The sequence below is a fragment of the Paenibacillus oryzisoli genome (genome assembly GCF_001653565.1).
GTDB lineage: Bacteria > Bacillota > Bacilli > Paenibacillales > NBRC-103111 > Paenibacillus_E > Paenibacillus_E oryzisoli.
The window spans coordinates 24829-47968 of the sequence record NZ_LYPB01000050.1; the positions used below are offsets into that span (position 1 = coordinate 24829).

Sequence of the window (23140 nt, forward strand, 5' to 3'; positions counted from 1 at the left end):
GTTCCGTTCGGATTCGGACAAAAGCCCTCTTATCTACTACTGAAAAACAACCGTGGGATTGGAAGAGATGTCGTTCACCCTTTCCATGTGCGTTCCCAAGAAAGAGATGCCAAACGTGTAAGAGCCGGGCAGTAGCTCCTTACTGACCTCGCCGCCGCTCGTGCTTCCGATGATCCGCCAACTGCCCGCATAATAAGTGGCAATCCCTCCGTCAAGCGGATTCCCTTGGCTGTCCTTCAGCTTCACCTTGACGTTCACTGTCTGGAAGCTGGCGAAGGTGTTCGTCGACGTATCCTGCACGCTCTCCCTATATGTGCCTTCGTAAGTCATCGCGAATGTATAAGAGCCGGGCAGCAGCTCCTTACTGACCTCGCCGCCGCTTGTGCTGCCAATTGTTCGCCAGTTGCCCGCGTAATAGATGGCAGCACCACCGTCAAGCGGATTCCCTTGGCTGTCCTTCAGCTTCACCTTGACGTTCACCGTTTGGAAACTGACAACGGTGTTCATCGACGTATCCTGCACGCTCTCCTTATATGTGCCTTCGTAAGTCATCGCGAACGTATAAGACCCTGGCAGCAGCTCCTTACTGACCTCGCCGCCGCTTGTGCTGCCGATCATCCGCCAGCTGCCCGCATAATAGGTGGCAGCACCACCATCAAGCGGGTTCCCTTGACTGTCCTTCAGCTTCACCTTGACGTTCACCGTTTGGAAACTGACAACGGTGTTCATCGACGTATCCTGCACGCTCTCCTTATATGTGCCTTCGTAAGTCATCGCGAACGTATAAGACCCTGGCAGCAGCTCCTTACTGACCTCGCCGCCGCTTGTGCTGCCGATCATCCGCCAGCTGCCCGCATAATAGGTGGCAGCACCACCATCAAGCGGGTTCCCTTGACTGTCCTTCAGCTTCACCTTGACGTTCACCGTTTGGAAACTGACAACGGTGTTCATCGACGTATCCTGCACGCTCTCCTTATATGTGCCTTCGTAAGTCATCGCGAACGTATAAGACCCTGGCAGCAGCTCCTTACTGACCTCGCCGCCGCTTGTGCTGCCGATCATCCGCCAGCTGCCCGCATAATAGGTGGCAGCACCACCATCAAGCGGGTTCCCTTGACTGTCCTTCAGCTTCACCTTGACGTTCACCGTTTGGAAACTGACAACGGTGTTCATCGACGTATCCTGCACGCTCTCCTTATATGTGCCTTCGTAAGTCATCGCGAACGTATAAGACCCTGGCAGCAGCTCCTTACTGACCTCGCCGCCGCTTGTGCTGCCGATCATCCGCCAGCTGCCCGCATAATAGGTGGCAGCACCACCATCAAGCGGGTTCCCTTGACTGTCCTTCAGCTTCACCTTGACGTTCACCGTTTGGAAACTGACAACGGTGTTCATCGACGTATCCTGCACGCTCTCCTTATATGTGCCTTCGTAAGTCATCGCGAATGTGTAGGACTTGTTCAGAAGAGATTTGCTTACCAACCCGGAAGCGTCGGTAATGCCGAAATCTTTCCATCCACCATCGTAGTACTTCACATTGCCGCCGCTAAGCGGATTACCCTTACTGTCTTTGAGCTGTACCTTGACTGTAGTCGTGTCGAGCATAAAGCCAAACTGCTGAGGAATCTCGACATTCCCCGCTTGGTCTGTAGACTTATAAAGCATGCTGTAGTTGCCTTTAGTGTCAAACGTAACGTCCGTCGTATACAGCTGCCAAGAAGTTCCGTTGTCCAGACTGAACTCGGTTTTGGCCATACCTGATAAGCTATCGCTACCGACCAGTGTGACTGTGACTGGATTGACATACATGCCGTTGGTGCCGTCCGGTTGCGCAGGAGATACGCTTACACTCGTAACCGGAGCTGCTCGATCAATATTGCTTACTGTATAACTTGTAACATTGGATACTTTGCCATCGACAGAAGTACCTCTAGCAAACACGGTAGCATTGCCGGAAAGGACAATAGGCGCTGTGTAGGCCGTCCATGTACCAGTCTCTCCGATCCTATATTCCTTTACCGCTGCGTCGGCAGGATACTGAATCATGACGTTGACATCCAATTTGGTTGGTACGATCTTATCGGCTGATAAGATCGCATCTGCTGGAGCTATCGTATTTTTGTACAACATAACATAATCAAGCAAAATTTTGCTCGTAAAACGCGATGTACTAATTCGGAAAGTATCGATGGTCGTGACTGACGTGTTGTTGTTATAGAATGGTATGCCATTGATACGATACGTACCGCTATTTGTGTCCAAGGTGCCCGGCGCGTCCACCGTTCCCCCATAACTTTTAAACACATCTCCTTGCATGGAGATATCATACGTCTTAACCGTCATATCTAGATCAAAACGAAGTGTAATCCACTGATCGCGGGGAAGTACCAGACCTGCGGCTTTCGGAATTTTGACCGGCGTGTTGGTACCACTGATAACCTTCCAGTATCCGAATGTGCCATCCGAAAACCCATTAAACCGCACGACATCCGTTCCTGCACTGCGCAGCTTGAGTTCAAAGTTAGCGGCATCACTAGTCACCTTGTTGAACATGAACCTCGTTTCAAACGAGAGCTTACCCCCAAGCGCGGCATGGGATCTCACCGCAATCGGACTTTCCGTGTAATCACTGTCCGACAAAGCGTAATTATCTAATAATTGGAGGGCTTTCCCAGCGCCATCCGGTGAAGGCACGACGGAAACGGACGTCCCACTATTCGTACTCACCGTCCAGGTACTGCCGTTTGATACGTTTCCTGTTGCCCAATCATCAAAGGAATCATAGTACGCGCCGCTGCTGCCTGTCGCAGGGAGTGTCACTATCGTGGTTGGGCCGTTCGACGATTCGTTGCCCTGGGCATCGGTCGCCTTTACCTGGAACGTATAGCTGCCGCCTGGCAGTAGCCCAGTCATGTCATATGCATACGTACTCCCGCTCACCGTTGCCGCCTTCACGAAGGACGATTGCCCACTGTCCCTTCGATAGATTGAATAAGATGCGACCGATCCTGAATTGTCAGTCGCTTGATCCCAGGCAAGTCTAGCCGCATTCGGGAACAATTGCACCGATTGAATCGAGGCCGCCTCGCCCCATACTGGAGCTGTGGTATCAGGCAAAGTTGTCTTGTACAGCGTCAAGTAATCAAGCAAGAATTTACTTGTGTATCGGGATGAACTAAAGCGAAAGGAATCAATCGTCGTTGCTGTTGAGTTGTTATAAAACGGAATTCCTTTTACCTGATATGTGCCTGTTTTCCTATCCAGCGTGCCAGGCGCCGCCACCGTGCCGGAATAGGTTTTGAAGGCCTCCGCCTGCATGGTAAGATCATACGTCTTTGCAGCCATATCCAGGTCGAAACGGAGCGTCATCCACTGATCCCGCGGAAGCGTGAAGCCGGTGGCATTCGGAATTTTGACGGATGAATTGGTGCCGCTGATAAGATTCCAATAGCCGATGGTTCCATCCGAGAAGCCGTTGAACCGCACGATATCCGTCCCGGAACCACGCAGCTTTAGCTCGAAATTGCTGGTGTCGCTGCTCACTTTATTAAACATGAATTTCGTTTCGATTGTGACCTTACCGCCAATCGGCGCATTATTTCTTACAACAATCGGGCTTTCCGTATAGTCACTGTCCGATGTCGCGTAATTGTCTGTCAACTGCAGCACATTGCCGCTCGAGTCTGGCGAAGGTACGATGGCTGCCGACGTTCCGGAGTTCGTCGTCACCGTCCAGTTGCCAGCAGAGCTCATTGCCCCCGCTATTCTGTCGTCAAACGATTCATAATAACTGCCACTACTGTCTAGGTCAGGCAGCGTCACTGTCTTGCTCGGACCATCCGTCGATTCATTGCCCTGCACATCAGCAGCCTGAATCTGGAACGTATAGTTGCCCCCGGGTAGTAGACCCGTCACATCATAGCTGTACACACTTCCACTCACCGTACCCGCTTTCACGAAGGAGGATTGCCCCCCCTCCTTCCGATAGATCGTATACGTCGTCACGGAGCCTGAATTGTCCGCCGCCGAGTCCCATGTAAGTCTTGCCGTATTCGGGAATAGATGCTCTGGCCATATGGAGGCAGTCTCCCCCCAAGTTGGAGCCATGGTGTCTTGCGTCAACACGTTCAAAGTCTCACTAACTAATGACCGATTGTTGCTGGTATCCACAGCCACCATCGTGATGGCACTCGTATTGCCAATCACTAGCCCGGCTATCGTTGCCGTGAGCGTACCGCTCGGAACTACGGTTTTCAATACACCGTTTGCATACAGCTCATATTCCTTGACAGCCACATTATCGGTCGACGAGTTCCAAGCTACAGAAGCAGTCGTATCCGTCTTTGCAACAAGATGAAGGTTGCCGGGCACTGTCGGACGCTCCTCATCGCTTTTTCGCTCGATAAGCCCAATCCAATCCAAATTCATCGGTCCATTATCGTTCCACATCGTGATATCGACCGTTCCTGCCGCCAAGTGCTGCCCCAGATTAACGCGGAGCCCTTGCCAATATTCCGGCTTCGTCCCGTAATCGTAGGTCGTTGGAGCCTGAAAGGCTGTCGCAATATTTCCGATCATGACGCTTCTGCTCGTGAGTTCACCAGGATTCAGCCCAAAGCCCGCGACATACTTCAGGACCAGGTCATAGGTTCCCGCCTTGGGAACTTGATACGTCCAATGTACTTTCTGTCCCGCCTGATTCCAATTGCCTAACCCTTTCCCTCCTGACAAAAATGGCCTCGTCGTATAGGCGCTAACTCCTGCATCCGCATCCGTATAGGATTCTGCTTCAATCCAATCAAAGGACAACCTATTTCTCATGTCTTCAGGGTCTGTCCAGGCATCCACAGTCGTAAAATTATTACCCCCGACCTTACTTAACTTAACTGGACCAAGCTCACCTCGAATGATAATATTAGCGTTTGCTTCGAGGTAGACGTCTTGGGGACGGCCATGCCTTTCAAAAATCAAGCCCTGAGGTGCTTCCACGACGTGGTATAATCCCGCTGTATTGCCAAGTTTCCCCCAAGAGACAGGGATTCCTTCCATATCGGTGCGAACCTGCATCGACTTCGTTCCCTGCACGCCATCGAAATCTGTATGCAGCGTAGCTGGAGCCAGCGGCTCCGACATCGGCGCATCGTTAAGCTTGAACGCATGCTGCCCCTTTTCGACATGAAGGGTGAGCGTGTTTCCTGCTGCAGTCCAGTGTACACCCCTGAGTCCCATTGCGTCTTCGATCACTCCGCCGCTCGGGAAGTCCTGACCACTTCCGGCATCTCGTAAGCGTACAGTGCCTGGTACATTGACATCAACCTGCACGTCCGATGGACTCGATACCGATATTTGGTCACCGCCATAAACCACCGTCGCTGGTTGACTACTCGCAATGAGCGTAGTGCCGTCTTTTACAAGCTTTGTACCGTCAACGAGGAGCACCGTACTTCCTTTCATAGCCACAGCAGTACCGTTGAATTGAATACCGCCTGTATCAACTTCCCCACCCGAACTCGTTCGCACATAAACGATTGAACCGTCGTCAAAGGTAAGTTTCGTATACGTTCCGTGATTCTCTGAGATCACATTCTGCGGCTGGATTCCCTGCTTAAAAGCTTCCATCGTAGAAACAAAAGTCGTCGCATTCGCTTTCGGCGTGATGAATGCCGCATGCAGCTGCTTTTTGTTGGCATAAACGGAATCCTTATTTGGTTTCCATTCCACGTCATTCGCATCTAAGTATTGGTCTTCAAACGTCGTTCTAAGCCCCGAGGGCGCTTGAAAACGGACTCTCAATCCGGCTTCATTCTTCCAAATCGTTGCTCCAGCCTGATCAGCGTCAAGATCCATCTGATTATCTGCGTGCAGACGCCATTCAAATTCCGAGCCCCCTGGATTCGTCGACTGCAATTGATCAATGACCACGAACATATCGGGTCTGACATAAACGATACTCCTGTTCGCTTGATTAAGCTTACCCGAATAGGCAGCAGTGGCATCTCCGCTCGTTGCATCGAAATCAGGATGTGTAACAAAGCTCATGATCTTGCCGTCCGCATCGATATTATCGATCGGCTGCCCCTTCTTCCCATCAACTGTAATGGCGTTAGCGGCAAATGTTTGCTTCGCATAGTTGGTATCGTGGCTGCTGCCGTAGTAGTCATAAAAACCACTCTCCACAGCAAGCGATTCTCCAAAAGCGTTAACGATGAGACCATTCTGATCCGCATGGCTATGGTTGTAAGTGCCGAATGGGCTCGATTTGAAATAGAGCGACACGCTGTCGGGATCGTATAATTTTGAATGCATAGTCACAAGTCCAATGTCCTGAAACCACTTGGAGTCCGGCAAATCAACCGGGGGTCTCGCGTCCAGATTGTCGTCCCCATAAAAATAGTTGCTCATTTCCCCGTTCATGCCCGTTCCAATTGCCCCAGCTGCCCATTTCATCCGGGGATCGCCGTACATTTGCGCGAGACGATTATAAACAGTCACACTCGCTGAACCTGGAGCGTACTCGCTATCGTCTCCAAAAATCCCTTTCGGGCTGCCTTTCGGAAATGCATAAAGCGGATATAAGCCTTCATTACGTGAAAATGCTTTGTCATAAAGATTGAAACCGCTCGCACTCAACAGGACGTCCATAAATTGTTTCGAAAGCGTAGACGACCATTGCCAATACCCAGTTCCCTGTGACCAACCGCCATCCTCCCCACCCCAAGGAGGCAAAATATTGATGTAAGCCGGAACAACTTGCCGAAACCAGGATTCAGCTTCCGGTAAATCATTCAGCAACGCCGTAGCGATGATGCCAACAAATCCGAATGCGGTCCACCCATGTGAATCATACGGTTTACTCTGAATGGGGTATTTGACCACGATTTCATTGACCAAGGTCTGCGTGCGGGCTTTCACCATATTCAATACCGTCTGTTTCTCTGTAGGTGAAAGCAGATCGTATAGCCAGTCGTAGGCCATGGCTGAATCTAACGCAATGCTCCTATGTACCTGATCATGAATAAAGTAGCTTGTTGTTCCATTCGGGTTCCAGCTGGCGAGGTCGAGCAGCCTTGCTTTCGCGTACTGTCCGATCTCAGGCGAACCCGTGAGGAAGTAAATGAATGCGGCATTGAACATTTTATTAATGGCCGCTTCCGAATTCGTACGGAGAACACGCTGCGCTGCGACAAATTCAGGAGCATTATGATTATAGGTAGCTCCATAGGGAAAGTCCGGTTCGACCAAGTCGCACTGATGCGGATTCTCAGCAGTTGGCGTACATAGTGCAGCAATAACGGATTGATTGATTCTTTGAAACATATCTTGCCCTACCGTATACCGCAAATTTCGGAAATCCGCAAGCGTCGATGAATTTGCCCAAATGCGAGGGTGTGTCGCGCTGATATTGCTTAACAACTGTTCGACAGAAGGAACGGGGAACGGAACATTCTCCTCCTCAATTCGGAACTTCCGAATATCACTCCATTCCGACCAGCCAGAGACTGGCTTGTGAAACCGTACACGCCAATACCAGGTACCTGTGTCAAAAACATGATTAAAATTGTAGAAGTTCGACGTGAGGGTTTCTTGTTCATACACGACACTCGATACTGTCGTACTGCGACTAACCTGCAGATCGTAGTTGTCTGCTCCGCTAACGGCAGGCCACCGGAAGTCAGGCGGGTTTTGTGTCGTAACCAGAGCATCCCCAGGACCAAACGGCATATTCGTCCCCGACATCACCGACGTTGGCCACCCTTCGGCGGCTTCTGCAACAGGTACCTTCACAAACGGCAAAGCGCTGAAACAACCCCACATCATGACAACAATCATCACAAGCGCAAGTAGACTCTTTGAATTTCGTACCATCATCGTTACGAATCATCTCCTTTTTTTCTTCTAACCCTTATCTTTACAACCAGCCCTTCCTTTCAAGCTAACCTTTTCCGAATGTCGAGCATCCCCCCTCTCAACGTTTCTTTTCTTAAAATAGGGCGCTTTCTTTCTTGATTCGTTTTACAGATTCATTCGTGATCACAATAATGAGGAAACAGAGGACGGACTGATATAAACCAACTGCCGCCGCCATGCCGAATTCCTGCAAATCGAGGAGTGCCCGGAATGAGAACGTGTCGATAATATCGGTTTTATCATATAAGAGTCCATTATCACCGATCAGTTGGTAGAACAAGCCGAAGTCGCCTCTCGCGATCTGGCTCACCTTCAGCAGCAGCAAAACAATCAAGGTCGGAATGATGGATGGGATCGTAATATGGACTATCCGCTGAAGCACATTCGCTCCATCGATTTTCGATGCTTCGTACATTTCCGAATCAATGCCTGCAATACTCGCAAGGTAAATTACCGTTCCATACCCTACCGACTTCCATGCGCTAAAAAAGACCAAGATATAAGGCCACAAACTCGGATTATTGTAAAAGTTTACTGTCGTGATGCCTAACGACTTCAAGAACGTATTCACCGCACCGAACTCATAATTGAGGAAATTATAAACAATTGCTCCGGCAACGACCCACGAAATGAAATAAGGCAGAAAGATGACCGACTGCAAAAATTTCTTGACGTATTTGCCTGCCAACTCAAATAACACAATGGCAATGCTCATTTCGAGCAAGTTGTTCACAATCATGAACATAAAGTTATACACGATCGTATTTTTTGTAACTAGAAACGCTTTCCCGGAATTGAAGAAGAATTCGAAATTAGCGAAACCAACCCAAGGACTTCCAAATATACCATCCCTATAGGAATAAGATTTAAAAGCAACCACCATGCCTGCCATTGGAAAATAACAAAAGATCAGAAAAAATAAGAACGCTGGCAAAATCATCAGATACAATGTGCGATTCCTTCGCAAATCGCCTAGAAAACCTTTCGTATGCATACGATTCTCCTCCTAATAAAAACGAGAGAGGCTGTTGCCTGATGACCGCAGCCTCTCTCGTCCTTTCACAAACGTTATTTATTGTTCTTTACATAGTCGTCCAGCTGTTTCTGCGCTTCTGCGATCACTTTATCTAGACCCGCTTCTTTATTTTTGGTATTGAGGGTTTTTACGGCTTCCACCGGATCATTAATGACACCAAGCGTAATTGGATTCCGGTATTGATCTTTGACGTTTTTGATCGCTGCCAATTCGTTCTTCACATTCGTTGTATCGAACACAAAGTTAAGAAGCGGATTCGTAATTGCAGTTTTCGTCCAAGCTGCTTTAATCGCCCCAACCTCCTTCGGTTCGTCGGCAAGCGGCTTAATCAATCCTTCCGTACGCCAGCCCCAAGGAGAACCGGAGTCGATCTTGTAGCCGGAATCCGTTCCGCCGAGCGCTTGTATCTTTTTGTCTGCAGTCAACTCATAATGCTTCCCCTTAATGCCATACGTTGTAAGGTTAAAGTAGTCCTCATTGTTCCGGAACAAATCGAGCAGCATCAGGGCTCTCTCCGGGTTTTTGGAATTGGCATTAATCGACATCCCATTTCCGATATACGGATTCACATAGGTTGCTTTCCCATTGTAAAGATCAAACAGCTCGACTTTCCACTCCGGATGTTTCTGATTCGCTGCCGTTACACCGAGACTCATATCCTGAATGTTTCCAGCCATCGCTGCACTTTTACCAGCAAGGAACGAATCTTTAATTGGCGTCTTATTCAGCAGAGCATTCTGGGACCAGTAACCTTTTTTGTTCCAATCGGCCATCTTTTTCGCAAATTCCGAATATTGCGGAGTTTGCGCGATATCAATCAATTTGCCCGACTTATCTTTTAAGTCCACAGAAACGAGCGAATTACCAATAATGAGCTTAGGTGTTAATTCAGTCCCAACCATGAAGTCGTACATCGTATAAGCATTAATGCCTTCATCGAAAGGCACCATATTCGGTTCATTTTTGGAAATAGCTTCAAGGTATTTCTCAAAATCATTGATCGTTTTTAACTCAGGGATGTTGTACTTCGCTCTCAAATCGCCTCTGACGCCGACAACGGCCATAGAGAAATCTTTGGTCGAGGCAGGTACCATATAAATTTTATTTTGCACCTTTGCCTGCTCCCAGGCTTCTTTCGGCATTTCCTTCATCGTCTTCGGTGCATTTTTAGTTAACATATCCGGCGTAAGCTCAAGGAATGCCCCTTTAATTGCTTGCTCGCCATACTTGATCCAGTTTGCCGAGAAAACCAAATCGAAATCTTCACCCGTTGCAAACAGCAGCGGATACTTCTGTAAATAATCTCCCCAAGATAGGAAAATAGGCTCAACTGTTGCATTAATATCACGTTTCAGCATCTTATTGACTTCGTCATAGACAAGCCCTATGTCCTTGGGCTGATCGCCGATCAGGTACATTTTCAGCTTCACTTCTTTAGAAATGTCCGGTTTGTTCGATGGGGCTGCCGTACTCGTGCCTGCGGTTGGATTAGGTGATGCCGTTCCTTGGCCTGAGTTTGTCGAACAGCCTGCCATAAGCATGACTGCTGCCAAGCTGACTGTCATCAGTGTCTTTACATGTTTCATCGATAAATCCTCCCCTTTATTGATTCACTCATCTATGATCAACGGCCACAGCCGGTGTCATCCTTTAACGGAGCCTATCGTAATACCTTGAATGAAATATTTTTGGACAAAAGGATAAAGAAGAACGATCGGTCCTGTCGCGATGACCGTCATGGCGAGCTTGAAAGATTCTTTCGGCGTATCCATGACGACAGAGCCTTGCGAAGCCACGGATGAGTTGGCGAAGGCAATACTGCTCAAGATTTTATAGAGGAAGTATTGCAGCGGGTACAGATTTTCTTTATTGATAAACAAGGTCGCATGATACCAATCATTCCAATAATTAAGCGCAATGAACAAACCTATAGTAGCCAGCGCTGGCTTGGTCAATGGAAGTATCATGGAGAAAAAGATACGGAAATCGCCAGCACCATCAATCTTTGCCGATTCGCTGATGGCATCAGGAATGGTCGAGCTAATAAAGCTTCTCATGATAATAATATAAAACACGTTTAATAAAGCAGGCACAATCAAGGCCAAGAGCGAGTCCTTCCATCCTAAATACTTGACGATCATAATGTACCATGGTACAAGTCCACCGGAAAATAAGGTAGTAAAGAAGAAATAGAAGGCGAATACGTTTCGGTACTTAAAGTCTTTTCGCTGCAGCACGTATGCTGTCATCGCTGTAAGAAACAGTCCGAGCAGGGTACCGATGATCGTAACCAATAACGTAATTTGATAAGCGGATACGATCTGCTTAGGATTTTTAAAAATAAATACGTAGGCATCAAATGAAAGCTTGCTCGGCATGAGGCTGTATCCGTTCCTAATAATTTGGGTTTCCTCCGTGACTGAGCCTATGACGATCATAAGGAACGGAATTAAACACATGACTGCGAACAACGATATGAAGAAATAGCCGATGATTTGGAACACATATTTCTCTACAGATTGCTTACTCTCCATGCAGCCCTCCATCAATTCGCTTTGTTTAGGACAACCGGTTTCCTAATTCCATCGTAGACTACGATCAAGCTCCCCGTATACTTCACAAACCCGTGAATAGTCTCCATTTTTTTGTGAAAGGCAACTAAACGAATTTGTTCCGCTTTACACTTTTTGTACCTGCTCTTACCTGTTTACTAAATATTCATTATAATAATGGCAACGATCCCGAATAAGGAAGGAGCATGGACAATACGATGAAACTCACAACGGCCCGCACATCCAATAAACTTTACGCCAACATCTTCCTTTCGCTCATCGTTTGCATCATCCTCACCATCGTAACTTTGTCCTCTGCACTCTACGCGAGTTTCGAGAAGATCGCCTTATCAAATATCTATGCATCGGAGAAAAGCAGCTTGTCCCAGACGAGCTACAGTGCTAAATCAATGATTGAAAACTCGACGAACTACGCGCTGCAAATATACGCCGATCCACTGCTCGATAAGCTCCTACACTATACATCCCCAGGCAGTGTGGAAACGAACACCGCTTTAAATCGCTTGAATACATATCTGAATATCAACTATTTCATCCATTCCATTTATCTGTACAGCAAGAACTCCAAAACATTTTACTCAGCCACCCTGTCCTCCCTAAATACGATTCAAGGCTTCGACGATTTCTACGATGCGGACGCGCGCATGTTAGTAGAGCATTTCACAAATTACAAACGGTTGGCACCTATTCCCCGGGCAATACCCGTTCAAACTCCTTTTCAGGAAGTCAAAATGGCTAATGTATACACTTTCGTTTTCTATGATCTGCAAGGCCAGTCTAAGGATATCGACAATATGATTATGCTTAACGTACCCGAGCGATGGATGAAGGACGCCATTACAAGCCTTGATATGAATAAAAATGGGTCCACGTTCATCATCGATAGCAAAGGCACCCTGGTAACTAGTACGGATTCGATGCCTTTCCTGGCAGATTTGAAGGATAAACCTTATGTACAAAAAATATTGACTGCTTCCGCTAATCAAGCATCCGATTATTTTGTCGATGATGTAGAGGGTGTGAAATCGTTAGTTGTATACTCCAAACATGAATTTACCAACTGGCTTTTCATCCGGATACTGCCTTATGACACCATTATGGGGAAAGTGGAAATGATTAAGGAAACCGTACTTTGGATCTGTTTGCTCATTCTATTAATTGGGCTCAGCATTTCATTCTTCTTATCCAGAACGCTATACAAGCCGATTGAGAAAGTCACATCCAAATTAAATACATTGATGAAGGAAAAACGCAATAATCACGATAAGTTAAAGCAAAACTTCTTACGTCAGCTTGTTCACAATAGTGGATTTAGAAAACCAACTGATCTCGAAACCAAACTCAGTGAATTCGATATCGCGATGGATCCGACCAGTGACTTTATCATTGTCCTTTTCGTAGTCGACCGATTTGATTCATTTTCCAAGCAATATCACTTTGAAGACCGCGTTCTGCTCAAATACGGCATGATGAACATCGCCTCCGAACTGTTCTCACAAATCGGCATCTGCGAGTGTATTGATATCGATGAGAAGACCCTTGCGGTGCTACTGAATGGCAGCTTCCAAAGTGATCAAGCATGGATGGATACGGTAAAAAAGGTGCAAGACTCAGCTGAGCAATTCCTCAGCATCTCGCTGTCTGCCTCCATTAGCAGAACCGGCGACAGCCTCGTTGAAGTATCGGACTTATACACGGAAGCGCTGCAGCAGTTGAAATACAAATTTACCGACGGTTACCGTTGCATGTTGCACAGCCGTCAGCATCGTCCGCAAGCGCTCACGCCGTACATCCATCCTGTTGGACTTGAGAATAATATGTTGGAGACGATTAAGCTTGGCAAAGCGGAAGAGTCTAAGAAATGGTTCAATGAAATTGTACGTGCCGTCGACCCGCCTTCCTATATCGTTTATAACATGTTATTCAATCAGTTGGCCTTCTCGCTCAGTACGACGGCACTTGGAATGGATAAAAATGCTAGCATCCCATTGGATTATGATTTCAGTTCCTTTATCCATCACATGCATAAGCTAGAGACGCTTCAAGATGTACACAATCATTTCTGCGAATTAATCGATGGGCTTTGTCTGGGTTTCAAGGATAAGAAGAGCTCAAAACACGACAACCTGATTGCATCCATTGATACAATCATTGGTCAGAATTACGCCGACCGGGAATTGTCCTTATTTAAAATTGCGGAAATTCTCGATTTATCCCCCGCCTATCTGGGGCGGATTTTCAAAAAGCTCGCCAACCAGTCGGTTCCCGATTATTTAAACGAATACCGAATCCAGCGAGCAAAGGAACTTCTTCTTTCCACGCATGCGCCAATTGAGGAAATCTCGCAGAAGACTGGCTATAACAACAGCACTTATTTCTATAAGGTCTTTAAAAAATATACAGGTATTACGCCTGCCGAATATCGAAATAACGGAACTTAACACAAAAAGGGCTTACGCTTGTATCTTGCTAGCGTAAGCCCTTTTTGTTACGTACAGCCCTTAAGCCATCCTATGAAGTTCGGACAGCTTCACTTCACCCATGAGCGGGCTGCCCTGGACGAAGAGATCGACTTCACGAGCGATAAATCTGCCAAGCCGATGGAGCCCGTTGTTGGTCGCTCCAGCAATGTGCGGGATTAACGTAACATTTGGCAGCGTACGGAACGGGTGGTGGAGCTCAGGCGGTTCGGGCTGCGTAACGTCTAAGCAGGCCCATAGCCTTCCTTTACGCAATTCCACAACCAGCGCTTCCTCATCAATGAGTGATCCCCTTGCTGTATTAATAAGGATTGCATCGTCCTTCATTAAACGCAGTGTCCTTTCGTTCATCAAATGATGCGTTGCTGGAATGGAAGGAGCATGAATAGACACGACATCGGTTAATTGAAGTAGTTGGTCCAGCTCTACCTTAACTGCTCCCATCTCTTGAATTTGACTAGCGGACAAGAAAGGATCATAGACCAACACTTGCACCTCAAACTGCTGCAGCAAGTGAATGTAATATTTACCTGACAAACCAGCTCCGATGACCCCTACCGTTACCTCGTACAGTTCTCGAACAAGCTCACGCTGTTTATGCCACTCGCCTTCCCGCGTATTGCGGGCAAGCTGCCAGATGTTCTTCAACGAGACGATGGTTAGGCCGAGGGTCGTTTCCGCCACTCCGTGCGCCAGCGCTTCATTCGCGCTGCAGACACGAATCCCTCTCGAAATGACATCGGGGCTCATAAGCGGCTTGACCGTGCCAGCCGCATGAGCGATCAGCTTCAGCCCTGGACAACCGTCGAGGATTGCGGCCTCGAATGGCGGACAGTCCCAGGAAGTAATGGCGATATCCGCCCCCTCGATTAGCTCCGCGACTTCTTCCGGAGTAGGGGTACCTTTACGAGGATTCATGCATAAGGTGCCATGACGCTGCATTTGCTCTAAATGCTCAGGCTTAAAAATACGCTCCGTATATGCGGCATCCTGAAGCATTACAATCTTTAGTTGTTTCATCCCTTACTCGCCTTCCTTCTTCAACCATTGATTAAGGAACTGGTAGGCTAACATCCGTATCTCCTCCGGAAAATCATGTCCGCCCGTCCCCAGGTAGGACTGAAAAAGGTCTTCTTTTCCTAACCATCGGTAAAGCCTCGAGAGCTCCAGCATCCCTTCCCCAACCGATTGCCAATGAGGAAATATATGATCATCTTGTCCCGCGTAGCTGAAAAACGGCGTTGGGGCGCACAAGGCGACGATCTCGTGATATTCAAAGGGAATCCGGTCCTGTTGTAAATCCGCTGAAACTTTCGGGATATGCGTGTAAGGATAAGTGCGGTAGCCCCAATGCTCCGGATGTGGATCGCCAGTAAACGGACTGAACCCGCAGCTGGAAACAACAGCTTTAATACGTTGGTCTAAACCAGCCAGGAAATAAGCGTTATAAGCGCCAAACGAATGTCCGATCACCCCGACAGCAAGCGGATTAACATAATCCAACGTGCATAATACATCTATGCCTTGCATGTGATCTGTTATATTCTTGGCGACTGTTGACCACTCAGGATACTGTTCATAAAAAGGTGTACTATCAAATGCCGCTCTGCTCGGGTAGATCCGTTCACCGGCTGTCAGTGCATCGGGGACCAGCACCACATAACCGTGCTCCACCAGTTCCAGCGCGTACAAGCGGTTTTTCCCACCAGTCGAAAGCGCAATAAAATCTTTCCCTTGCTCATGTGTTGAATGGAGTGCAAGAACGGCAGGGTAGCCTGCTTTTATAGAACAATTGGATCCATTGTCATCTGGAATAAGGAGGTACGCGGTAACTGTATCACCATGTACCGTATCATATTCGATATGAAGCCTCGTATGGTTTGATTCCTTGCTCTGGCAATTGACTTGCACACGGACTGGCACCCTGGCAGGCAGTTCACCAATGTACGAAAGCCAGGTTTCACGAATTCCAGACAGCTTTTCCGCCCATTGTTCATAACTCACAATCCCATTCAAGAGCGGTGGAATGCCCGTTTGGTTAATTCGGGATAATACATAGACCACAATTGAATCCCTTCTTTCTAATAGAATGGCACGTAACACAGGACGACTGGTTACCTAAGTTCATCATAGTCGAACCCCTAATCTCCCGTATACTTTACAATTTATAGAAAGAACTGAAGTTTTTAATGTACATATACTCAACTAATTTGTTCCACTGTCCACTTTTTGCTTCAAAATATCCCTACATCTTTACTTCGCGCCGGTCGGGCGACGGAGGGACCCACCTTGCGCACAATTCTACTTATTGAAGAAACTGGCGTCTCAAGATTATCCATAATTCACTAAAATACAAGCAAGAGCATCGCTATGTTTTCACCCGAAACTTATACTTGCTTTCTAATACAAAAAAAAGACATGCACTCACGGGGATTCCCGCTGTACATGTCCTTCGTTCTACCTCATTATTTCTGCATTCCGTTCAGAAGATTGGAAATCACTTGCGCGCTTTCAGCGCGCGTCATCCGCTCCTGTGGAGCAAATTGATTTGCACTGCGTCCTTGAATCAAACCGACTGCTTGCGCAGCACTTACTGCGTTTTGTGCCCACTCTTGGATTTGAGCATGATCACTAAACCGGTTAGTTTTCGTCAAAGATACTTTCTTGCCTTTCATGAATTCGTAGGCACGAACGGTCATAACGGCCATTTCTTCACGTGTAATCGCGTCGTCAGGTGCAAATGTATCTTCACTGCGGCCGAGTACGATACCCGCCTCATTCACTTGAGCAATTGCCTCTGCATACCATGCCCCAGGCTGTACATCCTTAAATCGAGCGCTGTTCATTGCTTTCAAGCCTAGCGTACGGCCAAGCATAGCTGCAAATTGCGCCCGTGTCACGTTTCCTTCAGGATTAAATTCCGTTTCCGTGACACCATCGATGATATGCTTTGCCGCCATGTTCTTAATTACGCTGCTAGCCCATGAAGACGAACTCACATCCGTAAATGTTTTGTTAAATTCAAGCACAGCATATTGACTGAAATGCGCTATCTTAACAGTCATCACACCATTAACCAACGTCCCACCTACATATTGAATGGTGCCATCTGCTGCGATGTAGTACACGCCTAACAGATTAGGATCCGCATTCGGGTTGACTTTAAACGAAACTACCAATGGCTCCTTAAATGTTGTTACGGGTACATGCGTTCCGTCTATTGTAACCATATCTAAGTTGAAATCATACACATCACTTGCCGTGGCTACACGGGCAGCTCCGTTGATCGCCTGATTATTAATGAGATTCGTCACGCGGTCTTTAGAAGCAACCGTTGCGGAGAAGCTAATTTGTGCACCTTCAGCTTGTGTGCCAGTAACAGCTCCATGTATATTTTTGAGCGCTTCTTTAGAGAATTCAATTGTAAAATCTTTCTGTACGAGTTGAAGGCTATTATCCCCAACTAGGTCAATAATACGACTTGGCAACAGTACAGTATCTTTACCATCTTTGATTTGAGCTGTAATCGTACCCGCAACTGCCGCAGGTAAATCCATCTCTTTTATAACTTGGGTAGACGTCGGCTCTTGTGTTGTTGGAGTCTCAGGTGTATTTGGCGTTTCAGGTGTAACCGGTGTTTCTGGATCTGGCGTTTGTGGTTGCTCTTGAGCGGCCACAATGACAGTTCTCGTTACTTCCGCAGCTGCATTACCTGCAGCGTCACTCACGTTGTAGTGATACGTGTACGTGTCCGCTACGGTTGTATCAAGGGTCGTTCCGTTGTACACACCACTATTCATAGTGTTGGTGATCGTCGTCACGATATTCCCCGTGATATTGCCATCTCGGTCATCTTCAGCCGTAGCTCCAGCATCTGTGTAACTTGCACCATGTACTACATGAATGATTGCATCACCATTTAACGTAAGGATTGGCTTTGTTACATCAGGGCTTTCGGATACAATTACTTGTCGCGTTACTTCCACAGCTGCGTTACCTGCAGCATCACTCACATTGTAGTGATACGTATACGTTCCCGCTACTGATGTATCGATAGTCGTTCCGCTGTGCACATCACTATTCATATTGTTGGTGATCGTCGTAACGATATTCCCCGTAATATTGCCATCTCGGTCATCTGCAGCTGTGGCTCCCACATCACTGTAACTCGCACCATAGGCAAGATGTATGACTCCATCTCCCTGCAGTGTAATAATCGGCTTCGTTACATCCGGATTCTCGGATACGTTTACTGTACGCGTCACTTCCACAGCTGCATTACCTGCTGCATCACTCACGTTATAGTGATACGTGTACGTGCCCGCTACTGTTGTATTAATAGTCGTTCCGCTATAGACGCCGCTATACACATTGCTGGTGACTGTCGTCACGATACTTCCTGTGAGATTGCCATCGCGATCATCTGCGGCTGTAGCTCCCCCATCCACATAAGTCGAGCCGACGGCAAGATTTACCACGGCTTCACCAACTAGTGAAATAACAGGTTTGGTGGTATCTAGGGCTGTAATTGTTCCGCTAATTACACTCGTTGCATCCGCATTCCCTTTAGATAACACAACACTGAACGTAAAGTTGCCATCCGTGTCTGCACTTGCGGATTGGAGAGATGCGTAGGTAATTTCTCCAACCGTAACACCAGTCGCATTCAAGCCAGTTAATGCAGGAATGGTCTGACCTAACCATAACTTAACGGAATCCTTCGTGTTCGCAATCACTTTGTCAACGCTATAAGTTGCTGTGTCAATAATGCTTTTGGCACTATCAACAGCTTGCTGGTCAGCTGGATTTACGATTTTCTTCGCTACACCTAGATAGCTAATCAATGCAGCTTGATTTCCTGAATAGGTGTTATTGACTGTGTATTTAACGGTTCCGTCTGTAGGAAGGTTAAAATCATAGGAAACCGCCGTACCATCAGGTCCTGCGACTAAGCCACTTCGTACAGTCTTTGTTACGAGTTGCCCCCCGGCATCTGGGTAGCTCAAGGTAATGTCCATTGTACGGGACGTATTATTCCACCAGTCCCGATGGAAGGATGTTATCGTGTACTTGCCTGCTGTCAAAGGAAGCACATACACGAGCGGGTTATTCCTCGTATCTGAACCATAGACACCTGTTTGACTTTTGTCCGTTGCGACAACGGCACCCGTGATCGTTTTGTACTTGTAATTCGCATCGGTTGGCGTATGCCCCCAAACCGTATCGCTTGTCGATGGTTGATCCGCCTTATCGTTCAACAAGCTTGCGCCTATCACACTCTTAATGGCTGTAAATGGTGGCGTTGCATCGCCAACGACGCCAGTGTCGATAAAGTACACCAAATCACTAGGTATTACTTCCACTTGTACATTCACAAAGAGGTTCTTACCGCCCACGATCTCCCCTTTGATTGACGTGGTGGAATATGGATCCATGAATCTACTTGCTGTGTTGTTGACCCAGTTAATGTTAGCATCCACATTTGTCGTACCATCAGCAAGTGTAACTGAAATACTTGTTGGCAGACCCGCGACGGCCTCGCCTACTTTGGTAGCTACAACCGTTGCAAAAGCTCCAGTAACAGTTACAGGTTGTTTTTTCAATCTAAGCGCATCTGAAGCAGCCTGAAGTTTCGTCGTTGCAGAATCAATAGCATACTGGCTTGCTGCAGCATCTGCCAGCACTACTTGCGCCTCAGTCAACGCAGTTGAAAACGCCGTCCACTCCGTAGACATATAATCTGACTCGGCATAGCCGCTTACTTGAGAGATTAAGGAAGTAAGTGCTGTTTTGGAGACCGTGCCATAGATCGCACCCATGATATCAATAGCGTCGATGGAAAAACTTCCATTCTTCATCACGACCTTTAACGTGTGAGGTCCATTAGACAGGCCACGATAGGAGTAGGTGTTCGTACGATTAATCGTAGCTGCAGGAATGACCACATTCGAATCAACAAGTGCATCATCCACATACATATCGAGTGTCCCGCTGCCTGTATCACCTACGAGATTAAACCCAGTTCCTGTGAAAGGCAGTTCCAAATAAGTAGGAGCTGTATTATCAGCGGCAACTACTGCTTTGGAAATAGAAATGTAGTTACCTGCGCCAGAGGCTGCAGCCGTTTTGACAATCTTAATCGTATGCGTGCCAGGTGCAAGACCAGTTACTGCATAGATTTGCTGCTCAACGGAGCCGTTATTGAACTTAAAGTCTTGCAAAACCCGCTTAGAGACGTCGTTGGTATAGCCAGGCGCATCATCCAGATAAACATCCATTCTGGCTACTGAATTTGTCCCTTGCTGATTTCCGTACACCGCAATGCTAGTCCCGTTAAAGGTGAATGAAGCATAACTGCCATTCTCTCCTGCCCAAGCATTCGAAGTATTCGAGCTCCATGCTGAAGTATTTCCACTATTTCTTACTAAGTACCACCGATTCGGCGTACCCTCAATTAACGTAGAACTACTAGGCAGGATCGTCGTTCCGCTTGTCGTAATTGTCCGGTTAATTCGACCTGCACCACCTGATAGACTATGCCCCCAGGGCATGCTGCCTTCATGATAGGATACACGGGAATCCAGATCGTCCACTCGATCTGTTGCATAAGGTACATAGCCATTAACAGCTTCTACCTTCAAATTGTCAAAGATCGATTGGCGAACACTGCTCTGAATCATGACTTGCCCAGAAAGTGGTGCGCCACTAGCCGTATCGGTGTAACTAGTAAGGACCTTACCATCTATCGCAGCGGTGATGAATTTCTCTGCCGCTTTAATGGAAATACGGTGCCACGCACTAGCATCAAAGTTATCCATACTGCCAGATGCCACGGTTGCCGTGAAGCGAATAAGACGCCAAGTGCCATCGGCATATACTCGGATTTTATAACCTGATTCTGAATCAGATGTCGTCCCATTCAAGGTATGTCGCAAACCTAAAGCAACATAGTTCTCACCCGTATGCGTTCCATCCAAATCCATTTTGAAATCGATCGACGTTTCATAATTCGCCCATCGCTCATCACCAAGCACCGTATAGGAGAAAGGCGTTGTAGCCCAAGTGCCCGGTTTATTACCCGAATAGATCATCTGCTTCAAGCCATTAGATCCGTTCGTACCAATGCCTCCATAGACTTCGAAAGCTCCTCCTTGATCTGCCGTATAACGAGGTGTGCCCCCACGGCGTTCAAGGTAGCTTAAACCATTTACCACAGGATAGTTACTGTACTCAAAATCATCTTCATACAAGATAGCCGGGTTGCTGCCAGCAACATCCAATACGCTTTGTGCTGGAATTTGAGTGTTTCGCACATAAGGTGTGCGAGCTTGCCCCGTGTTTGGATTAGTGACAGTGCTCGTCAAGCTAACCATGCTGTGCGGTTTCACTGTTAGCGTGTACGTGTACACATCTCCACTACTCGTAGCGGTGACATTACTAAGCTGTTGATACCAATTCGCATCATATGCTTGTCCAGCATCAGGTCCTCGTGTCTCCCATACTTGCAGCGGATTGCCTGCATGGCTAATATTCTTTTTCACATCAAATTGGTAATTAGCTACGCGATCACTGTCATTGACCATGACCACAGAGAAATCTTTCTTATCCGGGCTCACTAGGGCTATCCGATTATATTCAGCATCTGTAAAGTTGCCGTCCATTTCGCTATTCCCTCTGTTTCCAACAACACCCGCGCTCGCATTAGGAATATACATCCAGTTATTTGCGGCAAATTGGGTAAATTGCATGGTCGTGTTAACGCCCACATCCGGTGTATAGTAACCTGACCATGGATCTTTGGCAGAAATAATTTCCTTGCTGCTGTAGGGAGCGCCGCTATAGAATGCGCTTACAGCAGGTTGGAACATATAATGCGTACGCTTTCCTTGTGTATACATCGCAATGAAACGGCCAGCAATATCTAACGCACTAGCAACACCGCCGAATACGCTATCCGAATTAGCACGATATTTGGCTGCCGTTTGTGGTGCCACGCCTTCACTATACCAAACTTCTTTTTGATTCTGATCATTGACCTTGAGATAGTCAGCGCTTGTTGCCAAGTTATAGTGGTACGCCATTACGTCAACCGCATTCATGAGTTCGGCGTCCGCTAGCATTCTTGTAGGTATGTTAAGCGTTGTGTTCTCATCGGAAGCGATAATTCTAATCTTATCGTAGTTAGGGAACGTAGCATCTGCCCGCATACGTTTTGCAAACCATTTAATGAAATTCACATTGGGTGTGCCTGTTTCATTACGATCTGGGTTGATGTAATCGAGCAAATAGCCGTATGTATCCTGAATCGCAATTGCGGTATCCTTGTACCATTTGTACATTCGCTCATAGGAAGCCAGTGTTGCAGGTAGTGTTGGATCCGTATTGCCATCGCTCCATGGTTGAACCCAACTTGGCTGGGTCCAGCGGAGAATACTTACTTTCATATTCGGGTTGATGGTCTTCGCATCAGCTGCAAATACGAATCCTGCACCTCGCCGAACATTAGCAAGCTCATCGTCAGAGCGCTTCGTAGCTGGCTCCGTTCCAGATGACGTGTTGGAATCATTGCCCATCTCAATCTTAATGTCATTGATGCCAGCACCTGTATCTTGATTGAATAATCCATTCATAATTTCCCAATATTGCGCAGGGTGTTCTTCCTTATAATCTAAAAGTAAACGGGAAGTATTATTACCGGATACCACTCCATAACCTTTAAATGTATTGGCTGGGTTCGTATCGGCAGCATCCCCATCTATTGTTACCACCTTCAGTGGCGAGTCAGCCGCATAAGCAGGCCTTGTTGGAAATAACGAAATTACCATGAACAATGTAAGGATAACCGCTAAGCTTTTCTGTAGATTTTTACGTTGTATCACACAGGTTCACTCCTTTTATTAAAACGAGTAGGAAATCTTCATGATCACTTTGTTCTCTATCAAATGCTGTAAGCGCTTTAAATTAACTCCTTTCCAAGTTCAATAATTTGTTAACCAGTACGCCATGTTGTTGTGCTTTCGTCATTATATAAGTATTAAGAATCGTAGATAAGAAAATAAATTAACCAAAATGGCTCATATTTTTACCTATTTCAAAAAAATGGCAAGGGTGAATCTACAACAAAAAAGCCAATCTACCCTGAT

The 23140-nt window shown here is 47.0% G+C and carries 8 protein-coding genes; 1 reads left to right on the plus strand and 7 read right to left on the minus strand.

The features are described from left to right. Positions 1-36: 36 nt before the first annotated feature. The 4 genes from A8708_RS08375 to A8708_RS08390 all read right to left on the minus strand — a co-directional run bounded on the left by A8708_RS08375 (position 37) and on the right by A8708_RS08390 (position 11478). Positions 37-7869, minus strand: a complete 7833-nt coding sequence (locus tag A8708_RS08375; protein ID WP_068663061.1) for a DUF4962 domain-containing protein — start codon at positions 7867-7869, stop codon at positions 37-39. 112 nt (positions 7870-7981) lie between these two features. Next, positions 7982-8902 (minus strand): ABC transporter permease, encoded by a 921-nt coding sequence (locus A8708_RS08380; protein WP_068663062.1) that lies wholly within the window; start codon positions 8900-8902, stop codon positions 7982-7984. A 74-nt stretch (positions 8903-8976) separates the two neighbouring features. Next, on the minus strand, positions 8977-10530 hold the full coding sequence (locus A8708_RS08385; protein ID WP_068663063.1) for an ABC transporter substrate-binding protein: 1554 nt from the start codon (positions 10528-10530) through the stop codon (positions 8977-8979). A gap of 57 nt (positions 10531-10587) precedes the next feature. Then, entirely contained in the window at positions 10588-11478 is an 891-nt protein-coding gene (locus A8708_RS08390; RefSeq protein ID WP_068663064.1) for a carbohydrate ABC transporter permease, read from the minus strand. Positions 11479-11714: 236 nt separating this feature from the next. Between A8708_RS08390 and A8708_RS08395 the strand changes: the two genes are divergently transcribed. After that, a complete protein-coding gene (locus A8708_RS08395) occupies positions 11715-13958 on the plus strand; it encodes an AraC family transcriptional regulator (RefSeq protein WP_167355861.1) in 2244 nt (747 codons plus the stop codon). Positions 13959-14018: 60 nt separating this feature from the next. On the opposite strand, the gene A8708_RS08400 is transcribed toward A8708_RS08395, so the two are convergent. The 3 genes from A8708_RS08400 to A8708_RS08410 form a co-directional block, all read right to left on the minus strand. Next, a complete protein-coding gene (locus tag A8708_RS08400; protein ID WP_068663066.1) occupies positions 14019-15017 on the minus strand; it encodes a hydroxyacid dehydrogenase in 999 nt (332 codons plus the stop codon). A gap of 3 nt (positions 15018-15020) precedes the next feature. Further along, the gene (locus A8708_RS08405; protein WP_068663067.1) at positions 15021-16061 is read right to left on the minus strand and encodes an alpha/beta hydrolase family protein; all 1041 of its coding nucleotides are present in this window, start codon (positions 16059-16061) and stop codon (positions 15021-15023) included. Positions 16062-16462: 401 nt separating this feature from the next. After that, on the minus strand, positions 16463-22876 hold the full coding sequence (locus A8708_RS08410) for an S-layer homology domain-containing protein (RefSeq protein WP_068663068.1): 6414 nt from the start codon (positions 22874-22876) through the stop codon (positions 16463-16465). Positions 22877-23140: the final 264 nt, after the last annotated feature.